Source organism: Brevundimonas sp. SL161 (assembly GCF_049896985.1).
GTDB lineage: Bacteria > Pseudomonadota > Alphaproteobacteria > Caulobacterales > Caulobacteraceae > Brevundimonas.
This window is the reverse complement of the sequence record NZ_JAFCVJ010000003.1, coordinates 91,193-108,689: the sequence shown is the minus strand read 5'-3', so window position 1 is coordinate 108,689 and position 17,497 is coordinate 91,193. Positions and strand designations below refer to the sequence as shown.

The window sequence follows — 17,497 nt, the reverse complement described above, 5'->3', positions numbered from 1 at the left end:
TCTAAACGCGACGTTAACCACGTTGGTTAAAGTTCCCCGAGTTCTCCGGGGCCCTTCAGAATGAACTTCCTCGATCTCGCTCGCGCCATTTTCGGCCTCGCCTTCACCCTGGGCCTGATCGGCCTGGCCGCCTGGGCCGCGCGTCGCTATGCGCCCCAGTTGATGGCCAGGCTCAACGCCGAGCGCGGCGAGCGCCGGCTGAAGGTCGTCGAGACCCTGGTCCTCGACCCCGCCCGCCGCCTCGTCCTCGTCAGTATCGATGACGAGGAACGCCTCCTCCTGCTGGGCGAAGGCCGCGAGTTGATCGAGCCGCGAGGCATCGAGAAATGAGCGGACCGCACGATCTTCTCCCTCCCCGTTCGGGGAGGGTGGCTGAGCGAAGCGAAGGCCGGTGGGGGCGCCAAGGCAGGGCAAACTCCGCCCGCAGTCCTTCCGCCTTGCCCCCCCCACCCGGTCGCTCCGCGACCTCCCTCCCCCGCAGGGGGAGGGAGAAGTGGTTCGTCGTCCCCAACCGCGCGGAGTTCCTCAACGCGCTCAAGCTGTCCACGATCACCACCCTGCTCTGCCTCATGTGGCCGCTGGCCGCCTTCGCCCAGGATGCGGCGGCCGCCGGCGGCGCGGGCGCAGCGATCAATGTCGATCTCGGCACCGGCGCAGGCCTGACCGAGCGCGTCGTCCAGCTGGTCGGTCTGATGACGGTCCTGTCGCTGGCGCCGTCGATCGTAATCATGACCACCAGCTTCGTGCGCATCATCGTTGTGCTGTCGCTGCTGCGCACCGCGCTCGGCATGCAGCAGTCGCCGCCGAACGCCGTCCTCGTGTCCCTGGCCCTGTTCCTGAGCGCCATCGTCATGGCTCCCACGTGGCAGGACGCCTATGATTCGGGCATCCGACCCCTGATGGATCAGCAGATGGAACTGCCCCAGGCCTTCGATCTGGCGTCGGAACCTGTGAAGACTTTCATGCTCGCCCAGGTGGACCAGGGAGACCTCGCCCTGTTCACCCGGCTGAGCCGTCTGGAGGTCCCCACGACGGCCGCCGAACTGCCCCTGCGGGTCATCGTTCCCAGCTTCATGATCTCGGAGTTGAAGAAGGCTTTCGAAATCGGATTTCTCCTTTTTATTCCGTTTCTTGTGATCGATCTTGTGGTCGCCAGCGTGCTCATGTCCATGGGTATGATGATGCTGCCGCCGGTGGTGATTTCACTGCCGTTCAAGCTGATCTTTTTCGTGCTGGTTGACGGCTGGAAACTGGTCGCCGGGAGCCTGGTCGAGAGCTTCCGACAGGCGTCTGGAACGGGCTAGGTTCCCACCCTCAAAGGCTTTGCGCGCCATTGGCGCTTGCCAAGTCGCCCAAAAGACGTGTTGATCCATCCGTCGTCGCCCGGAATCACGGGCGAGCTTTTCGGGAAACGACCCATAATGACCACTCAAGCTGAACTCATCGCCGCCGTCGCCAAGGATGCCGGTGTCAGCCAGGCCGACGCCGGCCGCGTGCTGGAAGCCATCGTCAAGAACATCCATTCGTCGCTGACCGGCGGCGGCGATGTCCGCATCTCCAACCTGGGTGTTTTCGACACCGCCGCTCGCGCCGCTCGCGAAGGCCGCAACCCGGCCACGGGCGCGACCATCAAGATCGCCGCTTCAAAGGCCGTGCGCTTCCGCGTGTCGAAGCCGCTCAAGGATGCGGTCAACTCGTAAGACAGGGCTCTAGCCGGCCGCGGGCGCCGCGGCGGCTGGAGCAGTGGGACGGGCGGGCGTCGCGGCAGCGCGATTCCCGCCCGTTTTTTCTCTGAGCTGGGTCTTCATCTGGTTGACCCAGCCGGTGAAGGTGTCGGCGCCGGCAGTCAGTCCGGCGAAGTCCTGGGCGTTTGCCGCCCCTTCCATTCCATCCAGCCCGTCCAGGGCGATGCGCAGCGCCGCCGCCGACCGCGCACGGCCCTTGAACGGGGCATAGTTCCGCGACAGTCGCGACAGCGCGCCCGCATCCCTCGCCAGCGAGTAGCCGACACCGGCCCGGATCACCTGGCTTTCCTCGGCCGGCGTCAGAGCCGTGGCCGTGTCCTTGTAGCGATCGCCCAGCCGGGACTCGTACAGCGCCGCCGCACCGGCCCAGTTTTCCTGCTTCCAGAAGATGTCGGCCCGGACCTGCTGCGCCTCGGCGCTGCGGTCGTCGGCCAGGGTTTCCAGTGCGTGGTCGTATCGGCCGAGATCCATCAGCGCCCGCGCCTCCAGCGCCCGACGCTCGGCGTTCAGGGCGGTCGGCAACAGGGTCGTGCGCGAGGCCCAGATGGCCTGCAGAGCCGGCTCGGGCTGGCGGTCCATCAACAGGACCGTGGCCAGGGTCGTCGCGACCTGGGCCTTGGCGACACCCTCCAGCCGGTTGTCGACCTGGTATTTCAGCAGTTCGGCGGCCTGGTCCAGCAGGTCGACGTCGACCAGACGCCGGGCCAGACGACGCACCATCTCGTCCCCGTCGGCGCCCACCGGCGTCAGGTCGCGGAAGTCGTAGAACAGGGCCAGCGCCTGCACCGGCTGCAGCCCATCGGCGGCGCCGTCCAGGAACAGGGCGCGGAAGGCGTTCGACAGGTCAGTCTGCAGTTCGACGGCCCCCGGCAGGTCGCCCAGCCGCTTGCCCGCGCCGCGCAGCGCATCCAGCGCCTCGCGATAGCGCCCCTGCGAAAGATAGAGGCCGCCCAGGGTGCGGATGACCGACAGTTCGGTCGCGTCTCCGCGCCAGCGCCACTTCAGCTGCTCCAGTTGGGCGGCCGCAGCCGTCGGCGTCAGCGTGCCTTTGGCGAGCTCGATACGGATCACCCCGAGCTTGGCCGGGGTGGCGATGCCGTCCAGCGGCGCCCGGCCGATGGCCTTGTAGACCGCCAGAGCCCGGTCGGTGGCCCCCTCCAGTTCGAACAGCCTCGCCTGCACCAGGCGGGCGACCAGTTGGTCGGCGGCCGGTGCCTCCTGCGAGAAGCTGTAGGCCAGCAGCGACTTCGAAGCGTCCAGATCGCCGGTCTCCAGCGCCGCCATGGCGTGGGCCGCGCCGAAGCGGGCGCGCCAGATCGGCGGGAAGTCGTCGATGGCGGCGGCCCCGCCGGCGAAGGCACGGCGCGCTTCGCCCCAGTCGCCCCGCTCGGCCGCCAGCCAGCCCTGCCAGACCTTCGTCGAGGGATCACCGGCCAGAGCGCCGGACGAGAAGTCCAGCGTCGCCTCTTCCAGCCGCCCGATGGAGGCCCGCGCCGCGCCGCGCAGGCCGCGCAGTTCCGGCTCGCCTTGCAGGGACGGTGTTTTCGCAAACATGGCGTTGACGACGCCGATGGCCTCGAAACCGAGTCCCGATCCAACCAGGAACCGCGTCAGGGCCAACCGCGCCTCGATCGGCGCGCGCGGGTTGTCGGAGGCGGCGATCGCCTCCAGCGCCGCAGCGTCCTGGAGCTTGCGGTAACGGGTGGAGAAGCCCTCCTCGCCCGCATCGCCCCATTCGCTCAGGATCAGGGCGGGAAACTTGGCCTTCCCCGGCGCCTCGGCATGGGCGGGCTCGGCCGCCTCAAGCGCCATCGAAGGCGGCGACAGGAGCAGGCCGCCCGGCCGCGACAGGGTGACCAGGTCGCCCTCGGCCTTGATCGACAGGTCGTCGGTCGGCGTCTCGATCGCCATCCCCTGGGCCGTCGGCAACAGGGTCAGGTCGATCGTGCGGCGCGTGTCGGCGAACCCCTTGCCGGGAGCCAGGGCCGTAACGGCGGCGAACCGGTCGCCGACCATCGGATCGGTCAGCCAGACCGTCCGGGTCGCCCCGGCCATGCTGGCCACAAGCGCCGTGTCGCCGGTGTCGTCGCGATCGATCACGACGCTGGCCGGGGGCGCGGTCGGTCCGCCGATCGTGACGGTCCAGGTCGCACCTTCTCCCTTGGCGGAGACCGACAGGGCTTCCGGCGCCGAGATGCGGATGGCGGTATAGTCTGGCCCCACGGCCCAGCGCGCATCCCCGGCGACCCCCAGGTCGCTTGCCTTCGACATGTCCATGCGGGCGGCGGTGTCGAACACCACCCAGACCGCGTCGCCGCGCCTGAACACGGCCGCGCCCACCGGCGCCCCCCAGGCGAACGACAGGTTGACCTGTTCGGCGGCCTTGGTCGCGATGACAGGCACCGCGCCGCCCGCGGGCACGGCCGCTCCGGCAGGCGCGGCCGGCGCGGCGCCGGCGGGATAGAGGTTCAGCCAGACCGCACCATCCGCGCTTCCGGTGCGGGCGTCCGACCCTTCCGCCAGAGTGATGACCAGTTCGGTGGCGTCCAGGGCCGCGCGGGTCTCGACCTTCGCCACGCCCGGAGGCGGATCGACCTTCAGCCGACTGACGTCGGGGGCGGCGGTCGAACCGATCCGCACGACGACGGTCTGGCCGTCACGACGCACGCGCGAGCGCGACCCGACGATGCCCGCGAACTCGATCCGGGTGAAACCGTCATTGGCGCCGACCCGGATGGTGATCGGATCCAGGGCGGCTGCGGCCTCCTGGGCAAAGGCCGGAACGACGGCTCCCGCGATCGGGGCGAGCGCAATCGTCCCTGCGACGCCGAGCGCCGCCGTGGTTCGTCCTATCGCGGTGCTGGAGCGCGGGCCTGCCATTCGCGCGCACACTCGCGCGATCGCCCTTTAGAGGCGGTTAATGGGATGTGACTGAAGGCCCCCTTGCCACGCCCGGGCGAAGCGCCGACGTGAGAGGCGTCAGGAGCCACCATGATCCCCGCCGAAGCCCCCGCCTATCCCCGTCTCTCGACCCTCTCGACCGGTCTGCGCTGCCGTTGCCCGCGTTGCGGTGAGGGTCCGCTACTGCAGGGATATCTGACCATTCGGCCCGCCTGCCCCGTCTGCGACCTGGACTACAGTTTTGCCGAACCCGCGGACGGCCCGGCCTTCTTCGCCATGTCCGCCATCGGCATCCTCGGCATGATGGCCTTCATGGCGTTCGAGTTCACGGTCCACCCGCCGATCTGGGTGCATTTCGCCTTCACCTTCCCCCTGATCGCGGCCGCCTGCCTGCTGGTGCTGCGGCCGTTTAAGGGCTGGATGGTGTCCGAGCAATACGTCCACAAGGCCGCTCCGCCCGAGTGGGAGAGCGTCGGCAGCCATGGCGAAGGCTCGAAGTGGCGATAGCTCGCTGAAGGGATGGCGACCCCGGAGGGAATGATATGCGCCCCCCATGTCGTCTCGCCTGAGACCAGTTTTCCCCTAGAATCGCCCCGCCAGCGCTTGCCGAACAGCTGGCCGACCGCCTAACCGTCTCGATCCACCCCATGCGTCGTGAACCAATCTCACGTCGCGCTGTGGGGTGAAACGTGGGGCGGGGATGGCCAGGGCCTACAAGAAACTGACCCAGCGGTTCATCGAGACCGTGACGGCGCCGGGGCGATATGCGGACGGCGGCGGCCTCTATTTGGTCGTGGATAAGGGAGTCGACGACAAGGTCGGGGCGAAACGCTGGGCCCTCTTGGTCACGGTGCGCGGACGACGCCGTGAACTTGGCCTCGGCGCTTTCCGGCTGATGACCCTCCCGGAAGCCCGAGAGAAAGCGCTGGAGAGCCGAAAGGCCCTCGATCGGGGCGACGACCCCAAGAAGCCGAAAGAATCGCCTCCGACGTTCTCTGCGGCCGCCACCGCCATGATCGCCGAAATGGCCCCTGGCTGGCGAGGCAGGGACACCGAAGCCCACTGGAAGCGAAGTCTTCTGACTTACGCCAAGGACATCGCAGGCGTGCCGATCGATCTGGTCGACACCGACGACGTGGTCAGGATGGTGAAGGTCCATTGGACGAAGCGGCCCGAGACCGGCCGAAAGCTTCGCCAGCGCATTGAGGCCCTTCTCGACTACGCCGCCGTCAAGCGATGGCGCGACCCCGAGATGAAGAACCCGGCCCGGTTCAAGGGCCACCTGGCCAAGCTTCTGCCCCGCCAGACCAAGCGGCCCGTCCATCACAGGGCGATCCCCTACGACGCAGCGCCGACGTTCATGGATGATCTGGGCAAGCGGGGCTCGATGTCAGCCCGGGCGCTCGAGTGGACGATCTTCACCGCTGCCCGAGAGGGGATGACGCGACACACCGTCTGGGGCGACGTGAAGGGCGATCTCTGGGTCATCCCGGCCAATCGGATGAAGCAGGACGAACATGGGGAGTTCAGGTGCCCACTGACGCCGCAGGCCCTGGCTGTGCTCGATACGGTGCGGATGAAGGGTCAGAAGGCCTCCGACTTGATCTTCCCCGGCGCCAAGGCCGGAAGGCCGATGTCTGACCAGACAATGGACGCCCTGCTGGACCGGATGGGAATCGATGCCACGCCGCATGGCTTCCGCTCGACGTTCCGCGATTGGGCGGGCGACATGACGGAGCATCCCCGCGAGGTCGCTGAAGCCGCCCTGGCCCATGTGGTCGGCGACGACGTCGAGCGCGCCTATCGCGGGGGTGACGCCCTGAAGAAGCGCCGGCTCCTGATGCAGGACTGGTCGGACTACCTCAGGCCGCGTCCAGAAGCCGAAGAAGTTCCTCCCGAGGAATGAGCGTCCGCCCTCCGAGCTTCACCGACCGGACCCTCTTGTCGTGGATCCAGCGCCAGACCGTCGATTTGCCGACGCACATGACGGTTGCGGCTTCCTCGACCCCGAAGGCCAGGCGATCGGCAAGGCCGTTGTCGTTCGCGGCGGTCATTCCCAAACCCCTCTTCCCCTGATGCGGGCGTAGGTCTCTTCCAGCCGATACTGGTCGCCGAAGTCTGGATCCGACCGGGCCAGGCCCTCGCGGACAAGGATCGCTCCAAGGTCTCGGCCGTCGATGGTGCAGCGCTGCAACTGACGATGTTCGACCTGGACATGTCGGGCGACGCCACCGCCGACGGCGAAGGCAACCGGACCTACGAGATCGAGTGGCGGCTGGTCTCGGCGAACACGAGCTACGGCGACGGCGAGACCATCACGAGCGGGGAGTTCTCTCAGACGCTCGCGCCCGGCGCCCCGATTGCCTTCTTCACGACGGGTCAGGTCGCCTTCGACTTCTATGCCGCGACCAAGGGCGGCGACCGCCTGATGATCCTGCAGATGCGGTTCAAATCCGGCTCGGCGACGACCGTGGCCTCCGTCCGCAACGTCCGCCTGCGCGGGTGGACCCTCGCCTGACCCTCACCACCCAAGGCGCACGCCGTGCGCCGCTTTCTCAACCCAAGGAGCCGACCATGACCAAGACCCCGACCGCAGCCGAACGCCGCACCGCCCGCCTCGCGGCGATCGCCGCCGGCAAGACCGACACGTCGGAACAAGCCCGCAAGCGGGCCGACGCCGCCGCATTAAATGCCGACCCGGCGATCGCCGACGCGGGCATGAACCAGCTGGTTTTGATCGACGCCCTGGCCGAGATGGATGGGCTGGCCCAGAGCGCGGCGCGCATGAAGGCGCACGCCGACGACCTGATCCCGTCGTCGCCCGAAACCGAACTGTGGATCAGCCAGGTCGCCACCCTGATGCAGGTGCAGGCGAACCTGATCGCCATCGCCGGCCAACTGATGACCCAGACCAGCGCCGCCATCGCTGCCGTCGAGCCGGCGGCCTGATCCGATGGCCCTGACGGACGCGGAATGGTCGGCGGCGGCGGCGGATATCTTCGCGCGCCAGATCGCCGGCACGATCACGCAATCACAGGCCGCGACCGAACTGGCCGCCGCGACCGCCGACTGGCCCACGCGGACCCTGTCGAACGCGGACCTGTCGGCTCGGATCGTCGACCTGATCTCGTCGATCAACAATCCGCTGTCCGAGGTGAAGCTGAGCGCCGGCGTTCCGGGGGCCGGGTTCGGCCAGGTGGGCGAACTGGCGCTGGATTACGTCAACGGCGCGATCTATGGGCCCAAGGCGGCGACCGGCACCATCTGGCCTCTGCAACGGTCTCTGGTCGGGCCGCAGGGGAGCACCGGCCCTACAGGCTCCACCGGCCCGACCGGCGCGACAGGGCCGACGGGTCCGACCGGAGCCAAGGGCGATACCGGGGACACGGGGGCGACCGGTGCCACCGGCACCCAAGGTCCGACCGGCCTGACCGGCTCGCAAGGGCCGCAGGGCGTCAAAGGCGATACCGGTGACGCTGGCCCGACTGGTCCGACCGGCCCGCAGGGACTGACGGGGGCGACTGGGCTTACCGGCCCCACGGGACCGCCCGGGCCTCAGGGGATCAAGGGCGACACGGGCGATACCGGTCTGCAAGGTCCGGCCGGTCCGACAGGCGCAACCGGTACAACGGGTGCGACGGGGGCAACCGGCCCACAGGGTGCAACCGGCCCACAGGGGCCGGCCGGCGCGGGCTCTGGCGACGTGCTGGGGCCGGCAACCCATGCCGCGGGTCGAGTGCCGCTCTGGGGCGGGGCGGACAGCAAGACCCTGACCGAAGGCCTGCCGATCGGCGCGGCGGCTTCGACGGACCTCCTCGACCGGGCGGCCGGTGACGGGCGCTATCGTAAGGCTGCCGACGCCCTGGCGATCTCGGACACGACGGGACTTCAGACCGCGCTGGACGCCAAGGCTCCGCTGGCGAACCCGACGTTCACCGGCACGGTCGGCGGCGTCACGAAGTCGATGGTTGGCCTGGGCAACGTCGACAACACCTCGGATGCGAGCAAGCCGGTGTCGACGGCGCAGCAGACCGCGCTGGACCTGAAACAGAGCCTGTCGGCGAGGAACGCGGCCAACGGTTACGCAGGTCTGGACGGCGCGGGCATCCTGCCGGCGTCCCTGCTGCCCGCCATCGCAGTGACCGATGTCTTCACCGTGGCCAGCCAAGCGGCGATGCTGGCGCTGACCGCCGAGAAGGGCGACGTCGCAATCCGGTCGGACCTGAACAAGTCCTTCATCCTCGCCACGAACAGTTCGACCACCCTGGCGGACTGGAAGGAACTGCTGACACCGACCGACGTGGTTCTGGCTGTCGCCGGGCTGACCGGGAGTATCACTGGGGCTGCCCTGAAGGCGGCCCTGACTATCGCGGTCGCCGACATCACGGACGCCACGGCCAACGGACGATCCCTGATCTCGGCGGCGAACTACGCGGCGATGCGGGGTTTGCTTGGCCTGGTCGTCGGGACGGATGTCCAGGCCTATGACGCCGACCTCGCTGCCATCGCGGCGCTGACCACGACGACCTACGGCCGGTCGCTGCTGACGCTGGCGGATGCAGCGGCATTGGCGACAGCGGCCGGAACGCCCATCAAGGCGGCCGGATCAGATCTTCGGACACTCACGGACGACGCCAAGTTCCTGACCGCAAAGTCTGTCGCCGATGCTGCCGCCTTAGTCGCGCTCACGGACGCCGCGACCGTCGCCGTCGATCTGGCGACCGGGATCAACTTCGTCGTGACCTTGGCCGGCAATCGGACGCTGGGCGCTCCGACAAATGCCAAGCCGGGGACGACGGGGACGATCCTGATTAAACAGGACGCAACCGGATCGCGGACGCTGGCCTATAATGCGGCGTGGATGCCCTTCGGCTCGACGCCTAGCCTGACGACCACGGCCAGCGCCGTCGATCTGCTGACCTATATCGTGGAAACCTCGGGCAAGGTGCGGTTCACGCTGGCCAAGGGCGGGGCGGCCTGATGCTGCACATGGCCTGCCCGATGCTGTTGGGGGGCGGTGGGGCTGTCGCTCTCCCCGGTCAGCAACTGTTCACCAGCGACGGCTCGTTCGTTGTTCCGGCGGGCGTCACCAGCATTTGCGCGGTGGCAATCGGCGCGGGCGGCAACACTGAGATCGACCCATTCGGCGATGGCTTTGATTACGTCGGCGGCGGCGGAGGCCTTGGCTACAACAACGCCATTGCGGTTACGCCCGGCGAAACGCTGGCTGTTGCTATCGGGTATTCCGCCGGTCCGGCCACAACACTTAAAAGAGGCCCGACGATCCTCGCTGGTGCTAATCCAGGAGGGCCTGGCGCTAATGGTGGACCAAGCTCTGGCTCCATCGGATTTACAGGCGGCGCGGGAACATACGTTTCTACCGGTGTAAGCGTCGCGAACGGTGCCGGGGCGGGGGGCTACACGAGCGCAGGCGGCAACGCCGGAGGCGGCACGGGCAAGGGGGGTGGCGGCTCGTCTGTTCTTGGCGGAACAACGGGCGGTGCAACCGGAGCGGCCACCAATCGAGACGGCCTGGCGTATGGAGGCGGCGGCGCGGTCCAAGCGGGCGGCAACGGGTTTCAGGGTTTCGGTGCACCAGGTGCTGTCCGCATCATTTGGGGCGCAGGCCGCGCCTTCCCGAACACAAACACCGGAAACGTCTGATGCCCTACATCCTGAACGACCAGCCCGTGACCAGCGACTTCGAGGTAGCTGAGGTCCGCTATCCCGCCAACGTCCTGACGCTCTGGCCCCGCGAGGAACTGAAGGCGATTGGTCTGGTCTGGGTCGACCCGGAACCCGCGCCGGTGGACTGGATCAGCCCGGCCCGTCAGGCGCTGGACGCGTCGGACGTGACGATCCTGCGCTGCGTCGAATGCGGCATCGCGGTCCCCGAGGCCTGGGCGGACTATCGCCAAGCCCTGCGAGACGTCGTGCGCCTTGGCGAGGGGCCGCTGCCGACCAGGCCCGCCTGGCCCTAGAACAGAAGGGTCAGCGAAAGGCCGGCGAGGCCGGTCAGAACCACGCGGTTGTGCCGGTGCAGGAAGGCCAGGGTTTCGCCAAGCATTTCATTGGTCCTCATCTGGTCCGCCACCCCTGACACTTAACGCCTGAGACGCGGCCTGTTCGCCGGTCGGATCGTCGCAGGCGGCGCGCCGGTCCGCCGCCGCGTCGCACTCTTTCAGCGTACTCGGCCAGCAGGCCCTGCGTCAGCGGATCGAACACAGCCGCCCATGCGTCGGGCTCTGGCGGCTTCGGCTCTCAGCAGCGGTGGTGGCGACGGGAGCATCTATGGCCCCGGCGCACGGCGACAGGTCGGCGGATGATCCAGCTCGGCCGCAAGTGATCATTCGCCGTCAGGTCGGACGGCCGAACCCCATCCCCTTCGGCGCGGAGTATCGCCCATGGAACGCGTCGCGAAGTGGCTGGAGCCTTGCTCCGCCGCCGGGATCGGGGCCGCCCTGAACCTGACGGTCAGCGCGGTGGCCTATGCCGGGGTCATAGACGCCCGGTCGGTCGATCCCCAGTGGGTCGCCCTGTCGGGCGCAGCCGGCGGTCTGGTGTCCGCCTTGGTCCACATCGGCGTTGTGTCCCTCGCGGCCGAACCGGCGGGACGTCGCGAGATCACCCGCGCCCTGATCGAAGGCGGGTTCGCCATCCTGGTCGGCGCTCTGGTGGCGGGTTTTTGGGGACCCAGCGCGGCCCGCTTCTGGCCCGCCGCATCGCCGTCCGATCTGCGCGCCATCGGCTTCGGCGTCGGCATGGCGGCATGGCGGTTCGCGCCCGGCCTTTTCGGCGCCCTCAAGCTGTTGTCCAACCCGGCCATTCTGAGAGACCTTGCCCTGCGGTGGCTGACCTCCATGGGAGCCAAGCCATGACGCCGGTCGACACCCTGGGCTTTGTCGGGGCTGCCATCACCGGAGCGACGGTCTTCGCGCGGACCGAGCTGCTGCGGCCCAGCGTAAAAAGCGCCTATGCCAGCAACCTCCTCGTGCGCCTGCTGATGGACGCCACCTCACTGGCCTGCGTCTTCGTGGCGTTCGAGATCTGGGGTGGGGCGCATCTGCCGGACGCCGTGGCCTGGTTCCTCGCCCTGTGCGCGGTGACCTCGACGGCGATGCTGATCAGTATGAACGTCCATGACGGTCGGCTGGTCGTCGCCGAGGTTCGCCAAGCAGACGCGGCCGTGGTCGCCGATGCAGTCTATGAGGCCATGCCCGCCGCCATCGACGCGGCCAACGCCCGACTGCTGGACAAGCTGGACCCGACCGTTCCCGGCTACCGGTTCCCGGACAATCCGTCCGGCGACTGACGCGAACCCGGTTCGCCTAGGCGAAGGCCGCCGTCAGCGTGACAAGCCCGCTGCCGATGATCACGAAAAGCCAGAGAGCTTCGATGCGCGAGAGAGCCATGCGTCCATAAGATCCGCGTGATCTGAAGGTTGCGTTAAGTCGCGTTTACCCTAGCGCCCGATCCAGTCCCAAACAGTCAGCCCGATCATCGCCGCGACAGCGATGATCATGAGCGTGATCCAAACCCATTCCTCGTGGTCGCGGCGTCGCATTGCGCTTCCTCCGCTGGTCTTCCCGGCGAAACGACCCGGCAGGCTTGGAAGAGGGTTGGCGCCAGCCGGGTCGTCCGCTCCGAGGCATGAACCTCGTTGCCCGGTCACTATAACACAGACGAACATTGTGCGCCAAACCCTCACAACCAGAGATCATCAGAAGCCTGATCCGGCTGCCCGCTCAGCGTTGATCAATGGCGGCCCGACCTCGCGTGGGGAACGCGGAAATAGCCGGGCCGCACACCGGGCAGCAGACGGCCCGGCCTCGACACTCTGCCAATGCGCACGCTGTGCGCCAACCCCGAATATCGGAGACTTCCATGGACGTGCGCGACCTTCAGCGCCGACTGCATGCGCTCGGCTGCTATGCAGGGGCGATCGATGGCTCATTCGGCCCGGCCAGTAAGGCGGGACTGAAAGCCGCTCTGACGGGCCCCCGGGACCGGCTGGCTCCCGAACAGATTGCGGCCGTGGCGGCGAGCCTGGACCTGACCCCGGCCCACGTCGGAGCGGTCTATGACGTCGAAAGCCGGGGCAACGGCATGGCGTCGGATGGTCTGCCCATCATCCTGTTCGAGCGCCACTGGTTCGCCCGCCTGACCAGCGGCAAGCACAACGGTTTTCCCGCGATCTCCAACTCCAAACCCGGCGGCTATCCGAAGACGCAGGCGGAGCGCTGGGACCAAATGCTGAAGGCCGTAGCTCTGGACCCCGACGCAGCCTTGCAGTCCGCCAGCTGGGGGCTGTTCCAGATCATGGGCTTCAACCACGCAGCGGTTGGACAATCGACGCCCTGGGCTTTCGCCCGTGAGATGGCGGCCGGCGAGGGCGCGCACCTTCAGGCCTTTGCCGCCTTCATCAAGTCCAAGGGGCTGGTTGACGAACTCCGGGACAAGCGGTGGGCGGCATTCGCTCGCGCCTACAATGGGCCGAACTACGCCATCAATGCCTACGACACCAAGCTGGCGGCCGCTTACGCCGCACGGGGCGGAAGATGACCCCGCGCGCTGTGTACCTGGCCCTGGCCGTGGTCGGCGCGTTGGCCCTGCTGACCCTCGGCTACTGCCAGATCACCGGCCCGTCGCGCGGAGCCGCCCGGCAGGCTCGCGACGACGCCACCATGGCCCAGACCCGCACCGAGTCCGCGGTCGAGGCCATCTCCGAAATCGGCAAGCTCCAAGAGCGCGGCCGTGTCACCGAAACCCAAGTCCTGGAGGCTGAGAATGCAATCCGCCAAGCTGCTCCTGCTGACCGCGACCGCGTCGCTCGCCATCGTCTCTGCGTCCTGCAGCACCGTCCCGATTGCGACCGGCTGCTCGGAACTGGCCCGACCGATCTTGAACCGGGAAACGCCGCACGCTGAGATCGGCGACAGCGGCGACGTTGCTCTGGACTGGCAGCTTTATGGCGCCGCCGAGACCGGCCAACTGACAAAGGCGAACGACGACAAGGAGACCGGGTTCGCGATCATCAATGCCTGCGAGGTCAGGGACGCGACGATCACGGCGAGGCTGAACCGACCGTGGTGGCGAACGCTCTCGCCGGGCTAGCTGGCCCTGTAGAATACCCAGATCCAGCGTCGAGCCCCGGCTCCGCACCTATCCGCAATGCGGCTCGCGACCCGGCGCGAAATCCCGGGCCATCCCAAACACTGGAGTAAGACCATGACCACCATGCGTGCCAAGCTTCGCGTCGGTAGCGTTTCGCCGACCGTTCAAACCGATGGGGTCACGACCCATGAGCGCCTCGTGTTCCACGGCGTCGCTGCCAACAGCTACCCGAACGACGGATCGGACGAGGACAACACCTACGCGAAGTTCTCGCCTTCGGCCCTGTTCGATCTGACGCTGGCCAACCCGGATCTGATCGGCAAGTTCGCGCCGGGCGACACCTTCTACGTCGACTTCACGCCCATCGACTAATCTCCGGACCCGCGTCCGCATCATTGGCCCGGCTCCTTCATCGGGGTCGGGCTTCTTGCATGTCCGGAACCCGTCATCGTCTAGTCCGTTGATTACTCGGAGCCGGCAACTGCGCCCCTCCATCTTCCTCATGGCTGCAACCTTGGCCCTCGGCTCACGCCGGGGGCTTTTTGCGTTTCAGCCGTCCAGCTGGAGGAACGGGTGTTCGTCTATTCCAACGATGCGACCTGGCTGAGAGACTTCTATGGGCGGATGCCGGCCGGGTAGTGGCCGGTCCGCCACTGATCGCTTCCGAACACAGGAACAACGTTGTGCGAGCGTGAGTTAATGCGGCAGTGTTCGGTGCGCCGACGCTGTTCAAGAGTGCCAACGAATGAACTAGCCCGCTCCGGTTCGCCGGGGCGGGCTTTCGTCTTTTCAGTCCTCGGCCCCCCAGGCATCGCTGGCCATGATCTCGCGCGACGCCAGGATCGCGGCGTCGGTATCTGCGACGACGGGTCTTGCAGGTGTTTCACCGTCACAGGCGTAGGCGGCGTCAAGCGCCCAGGCCCCTTGCGTTGGCGTGGGCTCGGACGTCACAGGCGCGTTGAAGGCGATGACGCCGTCGACGATCGCGATCGCATGGGTAAAGCGACCTGTCCGCGCGGCGCAGTCGAGCGATATCCGAGCCCAGTAAACGTCGGCCGGAAATGGGGCGAAGGTCTGGATCGGCTCGGCGAGAACGTAGAAGCCCCAAGCCTGAACCAGATCGCCGCTACGCTCCAGCGAGTTGAGATCAAGGAAGGCCACCTCCGTCCGGGCTGTGTGAGTGTAGGCCAGCTGAAGGGGGGCGGTCGGTGTCGCGAGCTCGGGGACCTGACTGAGGGAATTGGTCCCCAGGATGGCGGCAACAGACAGGGCGGCGAAGCTGAGCATAGCGGTTTCCGGTCGGGTTCGGCCCCGCGAGGCGGGAACCTGACACGCGGATCGGCGGTTGTGAAGTCGGAGCCGGCCGATGCGAGGCGTGGTCCGGCAATATGCGCGTCTCCGAATGCAGGTGTTACAAACTGCGGATGTGGCACTCGTAGTCTCCTGCGGCGGGGATCATTTCAGCCGTCCTGCTGCGCCCTGATCCGGGCCGACCTCGCCACGTCGTGCCGGTTTGTCGAGATCATGGGCGTGGTGGGCGTCGTGGATTCCGGAGAGAACATGAACGGCAGCATGCCGCCGCAATAGCGGCACGGCGTCCTGCGATCCCATAGCCAGTAGTCGGCGCCGTGCGCGGCCTTCATCGCCGCCAGATCGACGGGATCGCGCCGCTGGCAACGTTCGCAGTAGCGTTTCACGATCACGCCGTTGTCGATGCAATCCCCGACCGTTCCGGCCCAGGTCGGTATGAGGCAGCCCATGTCGTTCTCCAGAGAGACCGACCCCGGGCGAGCTAGTAAGCCCGCGGGAACGAAACCGGAACACCGGACGTCAGCCGAACCTGTGGAAAGTCACGGTGTAGGGCTTATTGTGGGGTGGAGTGAAATACCGAAAACGGCTCAGTCAGGCCAAAAAGGGCTTTGCGGCGATATGGTTGGCGACCCCGGAGGGACTCGAACCCCCGACCTCTGCTTTAGGAAAGCCTTGCTCTATCCGGCTGAGCTACGGGGCCACGCGCGCTGTCCCTAGCGGGTTGCGCCCCGCTCCGTAAACCCGTGGGGCAACAGTCGCCGCGTCCTCGCGAAATCAGTTTGTGGTTAATCGGTCCTAAGATACAATATCTTGGGGTGAACAAACCCCGAATCTGGCCGTGTCGCTGATTCGGTCCTGATTCGTTTCGCGCCTGTTCCGCCCCAGTGTCGTCTGCCGTTAAGCGCCACCATGCCCGGACCGCCTCATGGCGCGTTGACGACTTAGTTTCGATATGAAACGGTCTTCTCCTCTCGGGAGATCGTCATGTCGTCCACCCCGTCCTGTCTGATCGTCGGCGCCGGAGATGGAGTCGGAGCGGCCATCGCGCGCGCCTTTGCCAGGGAAGGCCTCGCGGTCTGCGTCACCCGTCGCCCGCGGCATCTGGAACAGCTGGAGGCGCTCGCCGACTCGATCCGCGCCGGGGGCGGTCAGGCCCACGCCTTCGGCGTCGACGCCCGGAACGAGGCCGAAATGATCGCCCTGGTCGACCGGATCGAGGCCGACATCGGCCCGCTCCAGGTCGTCGTCTTCAACATCGGCGCCAACGTCCGCTTCCCGGTCGTCGAGACCACCGCCCAGGTCTATTCCAAGGTCTGGGAGATGGCCGCCCTCGCCGGGTTCTTCGCGGGGCGGGAGGCGGCCCGCGTCATGGGCCCGCGCGGCAAGGGATCGATCCTGTTCACCGGCGCCACGGCCTCGACCCGGGGCGGCGCAGGCTTCTCCGCCTTCGCGGGGGCCAAGGCGGCTCTGCGCCAATTGGCCCAGAGCCTGGCTCGCGAGATGGGACCCGAGGGTCTCCACATCGCCCACGTCGTCGTCGATGGCATGATCGACGGGACCTTCGCCCGCTCCGTCGCCCCCGACATCCAGACCCTGCTGGACGAGGACGCGATCCTGAAGCCCGACGAGATCGCAAAAAACTACGTCTGGCTGCACAACCAGCAACGCAGCGCCTGGACCTTCGAACTCGACCTGCGCCCATGGAAGGAAAACTGGTGACCAGAACCATCGACTTCATCTTCGACTTCGCCAGCCTCAACGCCTATCTCGCCGAGCGCGCCCTGCCGGATCTGGTCGGGCGCACGGGTGCGACGATCAATGTCATCCCCTGTCTTCTGGGCGGCATCTTCAAGGCCACAGGCAACCAGGCGCCGTTCAGCGCCTATGCCGGGATCAAGGGCAAGCTCGACTATGAGATGCTGGAGATTCGCCGCTTCGTGAAGGCGCACGGGCTGGAGGATTTCCAGATGAACCCGCATTTCCCGGTCAACAGTTTGCTGGCCATGCGCGGCCTTTGCGCCTGCGCGCCCGGCGACGAGTTCGACCGCTATCTCGACGCGGTCCTCGCCGGCTTCTGGGAGCGCGGCCTGCTCATGTCCGACCCGGAGGTCCTGTCCTCGGTCCTGGTAGAAGCCGGTCTCGACGCCGGACGCCTGATCGCCCTGGCCCAGACCGATGCGGTGAAGGCGAAACTGGCGGACAACACGGCCGCCGCGGTCGAACGCGGCGCCTTCGGAGCCCCCACCTTCTTCGTCGGCGACGAGATGTTCTTCGGCAAGGAACGGCTGGGCCAGATCGAGGCGATGCTTTCCTAGCCCTCTCCCCTTGCGGGAGAGGGAGGCGGCGCACGAGAGCGCAGCGATCGTCCTTGCGCCCGCGGGTGAGGGGTCACGCAGGGCCTCACCGATTGGGGCCCGTCAGAACGC

The 17,497-nt window shown here is 67.4% G+C and carries 22 protein-coding genes and 1 tRNA gene; 18 read left to right on the top strand and 5 right to left on the bottom strand.

Annotation, left to right across the window (positions count from 1 at the left end):
* Positions 1-60 precede the first annotated feature (60 nt).
* The 3 genes from ACP7AU_RS04305 to ACP7AU_RS04295 all read left to right on the top strand — a co-directional run bounded on the left by ACP7AU_RS04305 (position 61) and on the right by ACP7AU_RS04295 (position 1,700).
* A complete protein-coding gene (locus ACP7AU_RS04305) occupies positions 61-330 on the top strand; it encodes a flagellar biosynthetic protein FliO (RefSeq protein WP_303695122.1) in 270 nt (89 codons plus the stop codon).
* Between the two features lie 239 nt (positions 331-569).
* Positions 570-1,304: a flagellar type III secretion system pore protein FliP gene (fliP, locus tag ACP7AU_RS04300; protein ID WP_426050666.1), complete on the top strand. Its 735-nt coding sequence runs from the start codon at positions 570-572 to the stop codon at positions 1,302-1,304.
* A gap of 117 nt (positions 1,305-1,421) precedes the next feature.
* Positions 1,422-1,700, top strand: coding sequence for an HU family DNA-binding protein (locus tag ACP7AU_RS04295; RefSeq protein WP_303695120.1), 279 nt, complete (start codon positions 1,422-1,424; stop codon positions 1,698-1,700).
* A 9-nt stretch (positions 1,701-1,709) separates the two neighbouring features.
* On the opposite strand, the gene ACP7AU_RS04290 is transcribed toward ACP7AU_RS04295, so the two are convergent.
* On the bottom strand, positions 1,710-4,625 hold the full coding sequence (locus ACP7AU_RS04290; protein ID WP_426050621.1) for a tetratricopeptide repeat protein: 2,916 nt from the start codon (positions 4,623-4,625) through the stop codon (positions 1,710-1,712).
* A 111-nt stretch (positions 4,626-4,736) separates the two neighbouring features.
* Between ACP7AU_RS04290 and ACP7AU_RS04285 the strand changes: the two genes are divergently transcribed.
* Both ACP7AU_RS04285 and ACP7AU_RS04280 read left to right on the top strand, forming a co-directional pair.
* On the top strand, positions 4,737-5,153 hold the full coding sequence (locus tag ACP7AU_RS04285) for a DUF983 domain-containing protein (RefSeq protein ID WP_426036549.1): 417 nt from the start codon (positions 4,737-4,739) through the stop codon (positions 5,151-5,153).
* A gap of 193 nt (positions 5,154-5,346) precedes the next feature.
* Positions 5,347-6,552 carry a tyrosine-type recombinase/integrase gene (locus ACP7AU_RS04280; protein ID WP_426050620.1) on the top strand — a complete coding sequence of 402 codons (1,206 nt, stop codon included), beginning with the start codon at positions 5,347-5,349 and terminating at the stop codon, positions 6,550-6,552.
* On the opposite strand, the gene ACP7AU_RS04275 is transcribed toward ACP7AU_RS04280, so the two are convergent.
* Complete coding sequence (locus ACP7AU_RS04275; protein WP_426050619.1) at positions 6,509-6,700, bottom strand: excisionase family DNA-binding protein; 192 nt, start codon at positions 6,698-6,700, stop codon at positions 6,509-6,511. The genes ACP7AU_RS04280 and ACP7AU_RS04275 overlap by 44 nt on opposite strands.
* Positions 6,701-6,846: 146 nt before the next feature.
* Between ACP7AU_RS04275 and ACP7AU_RS04270 the strand changes: the two genes are divergently transcribed.
* The 11 genes from ACP7AU_RS04270 to ACP7AU_RS04220 all read left to right on the top strand — a co-directional run bounded on the left by ACP7AU_RS04270 (position 6,847) and on the right by ACP7AU_RS04220 (position 14,132).
* On the top strand, positions 6,847-7,164 hold the full coding sequence (locus ACP7AU_RS04270) for a hypothetical protein (protein WP_426050618.1): 318 nt from the start codon (positions 6,847-6,849) through the stop codon (positions 7,162-7,164).
* 56 nt (positions 7,165-7,220) lie between these two features.
* Positions 7,221-7,595 (top strand): hypothetical protein, encoded by a 375-nt coding sequence (locus ACP7AU_RS04265; RefSeq protein WP_426050617.1) that lies wholly within the window; start codon positions 7,221-7,223, stop codon positions 7,593-7,595.
* Between the two features lie 4 nt (positions 7,596-7,599).
* Entirely contained in the window at positions 7,600-9,627 is a 2,028-nt protein-coding gene (locus ACP7AU_RS04260; protein ID WP_426050616.1) for a hypothetical protein, read from the top strand.
* A complete protein-coding gene (locus ACP7AU_RS04255) occupies positions 9,627-10,310 on the top strand; it encodes a hypothetical protein (RefSeq protein WP_426050615.1) in 684 nt (227 codons plus the stop codon). Before ACP7AU_RS04260 ends, ACP7AU_RS04255 begins: the two co-directional genes overlap by 1 nt.
* The gene (locus ACP7AU_RS04250; RefSeq protein ID WP_426050614.1) at positions 10,310-10,627 is read left to right on the top strand and encodes a hypothetical protein; all 318 of its coding nucleotides are present in this window, start codon (positions 10,310-10,312) and stop codon (positions 10,625-10,627) included. The genes ACP7AU_RS04255 and ACP7AU_RS04250 overlap by 1 nt, the downstream gene beginning before the upstream one ends.
* 423 nt (positions 10,628-11,050) lie before the next feature.
* On the top strand, positions 11,051-11,524 hold the full coding sequence (locus ACP7AU_RS04245; protein ID WP_426050613.1) for a hypothetical protein: 474 nt from the start codon (positions 11,051-11,053) through the stop codon (positions 11,522-11,524).
* Positions 11,521-11,958 carry a hypothetical protein gene (locus ACP7AU_RS04240; protein WP_426050612.1) on the top strand — a complete coding sequence of 146 codons (438 nt, stop codon included), beginning with the start codon at positions 11,521-11,523 and terminating at the stop codon, positions 11,956-11,958. Before ACP7AU_RS04245 ends, ACP7AU_RS04240 begins: the two co-directional genes overlap by 4 nt.
* A gap of 572 nt (positions 11,959-12,530) precedes the next feature.
* Positions 12,531-13,208 carry an N-acetylmuramidase domain-containing protein gene (locus tag ACP7AU_RS04235; RefSeq protein WP_426050611.1) on the top strand — a complete coding sequence of 226 codons (678 nt, stop codon included), beginning with the start codon at positions 12,531-12,533 and terminating at the stop codon, positions 13,206-13,208.
* Entirely contained in the window at positions 13,205-13,573 is a 369-nt protein-coding gene (locus ACP7AU_RS04230; RefSeq protein WP_426050610.1) for a hypothetical protein, read from the top strand. Before ACP7AU_RS04235 ends, ACP7AU_RS04230 begins: the two co-directional genes overlap by 4 nt.
* Positions 13,548-13,760 (top strand): hypothetical protein, encoded by a 213-nt coding sequence (locus ACP7AU_RS04225; RefSeq protein ID WP_426050609.1) that lies wholly within the window; start codon positions 13,548-13,550, stop codon positions 13,758-13,760. Before ACP7AU_RS04230 ends, ACP7AU_RS04225 begins: the two co-directional genes overlap by 26 nt.
* Positions 13,761-13,874: 114 nt before the next feature.
* Positions 13,875-14,132, top strand: coding sequence for a hypothetical protein (locus ACP7AU_RS04220; RefSeq protein WP_426050608.1), 258 nt, complete (start codon positions 13,875-13,877; stop codon positions 14,130-14,132).
* A gap of 417 nt (positions 14,133-14,549) precedes the next feature.
* Here the strand turns inward: ACP7AU_RS04220 and ACP7AU_RS04215 are convergent, their stop codons facing one another.
* From ACP7AU_RS04215 to ACP7AU_RS04205, 3 genes are all read right to left on the bottom strand, one after another.
* A complete protein-coding gene (locus tag ACP7AU_RS04215) occupies positions 14,550-15,047 on the bottom strand; it encodes a hypothetical protein (RefSeq protein WP_426050607.1) in 498 nt (165 codons plus the stop codon).
* A gap of 173 nt (positions 15,048-15,220) precedes the next feature.
* Positions 15,221-15,520 (bottom strand): hypothetical protein, encoded by a 300-nt coding sequence (locus tag ACP7AU_RS04210; RefSeq protein ID WP_426050606.1) that lies wholly within the window; start codon positions 15,518-15,520, stop codon positions 15,221-15,223.
* A 174-nt stretch (positions 15,521-15,694) separates the two neighbouring features.
* A tRNA-Arg gene (locus ACP7AU_RS04205) sits at positions 15,695-15,771 on the bottom strand.
* Positions 15,772-16,055: 284 nt separating this feature from the next.
* Between ACP7AU_RS04205 and ACP7AU_RS04200 the strand changes: the two genes are divergently transcribed.
* Positions 16,056-16,790 (top strand): SDR family NAD(P)-dependent oxidoreductase, encoded by a 735-nt coding sequence (locus ACP7AU_RS04200; protein ID WP_426050605.1) that lies wholly within the window; start codon positions 16,056-16,058, stop codon positions 16,788-16,790.
* Positions 16,787-17,386: a 2-hydroxychromene-2-carboxylate isomerase gene (locus ACP7AU_RS04195; protein ID WP_426036435.1), complete on the top strand. Its 600-nt coding sequence runs from the start codon at positions 16,787-16,789 to the stop codon at positions 17,384-17,386. The genes ACP7AU_RS04200 and ACP7AU_RS04195 overlap by 4 nt, the downstream gene beginning before the upstream one ends.
* Positions 17,387-17,497 lie beyond the last annotated feature (111 nt).

Bases quoted from the DNA above. Each gene is read 5' to 3' on its own strand.
- ACP7AU_RS04305 (WP_303695122.1), top strand. From the start codon at position 61: ATGAACTTCCTCGATCTCGCTCGCGCCATTTTCGGCCTCGCCTTCACC.
- fliP (WP_426050666.1), top strand. From the start codon at position 570: ATGTGGCCGCTGGCCGCCTTCGCCCAGGATGCGGCGGCCGCCGGCGGC.
- ACP7AU_RS04295 (WP_303695120.1), top strand. From the start codon at position 1,422: ATGACCACTCAAGCTGAACTCATCGCCGCCGTCGCCAAGGATGCCGGT.
- ACP7AU_RS04290 (WP_426050621.1), bottom strand. From the start codon at position 4,625: ATGGCAGGCCCGCGCTCCAGCACCGCGATAGGACGAACCACGGCGGCG.
- ACP7AU_RS04285 (WP_426036549.1), top strand. From the start codon at position 4,737: ATGATCCCCGCCGAAGCCCCCGCCTATCCCCGTCTCTCGACCCTCTCG.
- ACP7AU_RS04280 (WP_426050620.1), top strand. From the start codon at position 5,347: ATGGCCAGGGCCTACAAGAAACTGACCCAGCGGTTCATCGAGACCGTG.
- ACP7AU_RS04275 (WP_426050619.1), bottom strand. From the start codon at position 6,700: ATGACCGCCGCGAACGACAACGGCCTTGCCGATCGCCTGGCCTTCGGG.
- ACP7AU_RS04270 (WP_426050618.1), top strand. From the start codon at position 6,847: ATGTTCGACCTGGACATGTCGGGCGACGCCACCGCCGACGGCGAAGGC.
- ACP7AU_RS04265 (WP_426050617.1), top strand. From the start codon at position 7,221: ATGACCAAGACCCCGACCGCAGCCGAACGCCGCACCGCCCGCCTCGCG.
- ACP7AU_RS04260 (WP_426050616.1), top strand. From the start codon at position 7,600: ATGGCCCTGACGGACGCGGAATGGTCGGCGGCGGCGGCGGATATCTTC.
- ACP7AU_RS04255 (WP_426050615.1), top strand. From the start codon at position 9,627: ATGCTGCACATGGCCTGCCCGATGCTGTTGGGGGGCGGTGGGGCTGTC.
- ACP7AU_RS04250 (WP_426050614.1), top strand. From the start codon at position 10,310: ATGCCCTACATCCTGAACGACCAGCCCGTGACCAGCGACTTCGAGGTA.
- ACP7AU_RS04245 (WP_426050613.1), top strand. From the start codon at position 11,051: ATGGAACGCGTCGCGAAGTGGCTGGAGCCTTGCTCCGCCGCCGGGATC.
- ACP7AU_RS04240 (WP_426050612.1), top strand. From the start codon at position 11,521: ATGACGCCGGTCGACACCCTGGGCTTTGTCGGGGCTGCCATCACCGGA.
- ACP7AU_RS04235 (WP_426050611.1), top strand. From the start codon at position 12,531: ATGGACGTGCGCGACCTTCAGCGCCGACTGCATGCGCTCGGCTGCTAT.
- ACP7AU_RS04230 (WP_426050610.1), top strand. From the start codon at position 13,205: ATGACCCCGCGCGCTGTGTACCTGGCCCTGGCCGTGGTCGGCGCGTTG.
- ACP7AU_RS04220 (WP_426050608.1), top strand. From the start codon at position 13,875: ATGACCACCATGCGTGCCAAGCTTCGCGTCGGTAGCGTTTCGCCGACC.
- ACP7AU_RS04215 (WP_426050607.1), bottom strand. From the start codon at position 15,047: ATGCTCAGCTTCGCCGCCCTGTCTGTTGCCGCCATCCTGGGGACCAAT.
- ACP7AU_RS04210 (WP_426050606.1), bottom strand. From the start codon at position 15,520: ATGGGCTGCCTCATACCGACCTGGGCCGGAACGGTCGGGGATTGCATC.
- ACP7AU_RS04200 (WP_426050605.1), top strand. From the start codon at position 16,056: ATGTCGTCCACCCCGTCCTGTCTGATCGTCGGCGCCGGAGATGGAGTC.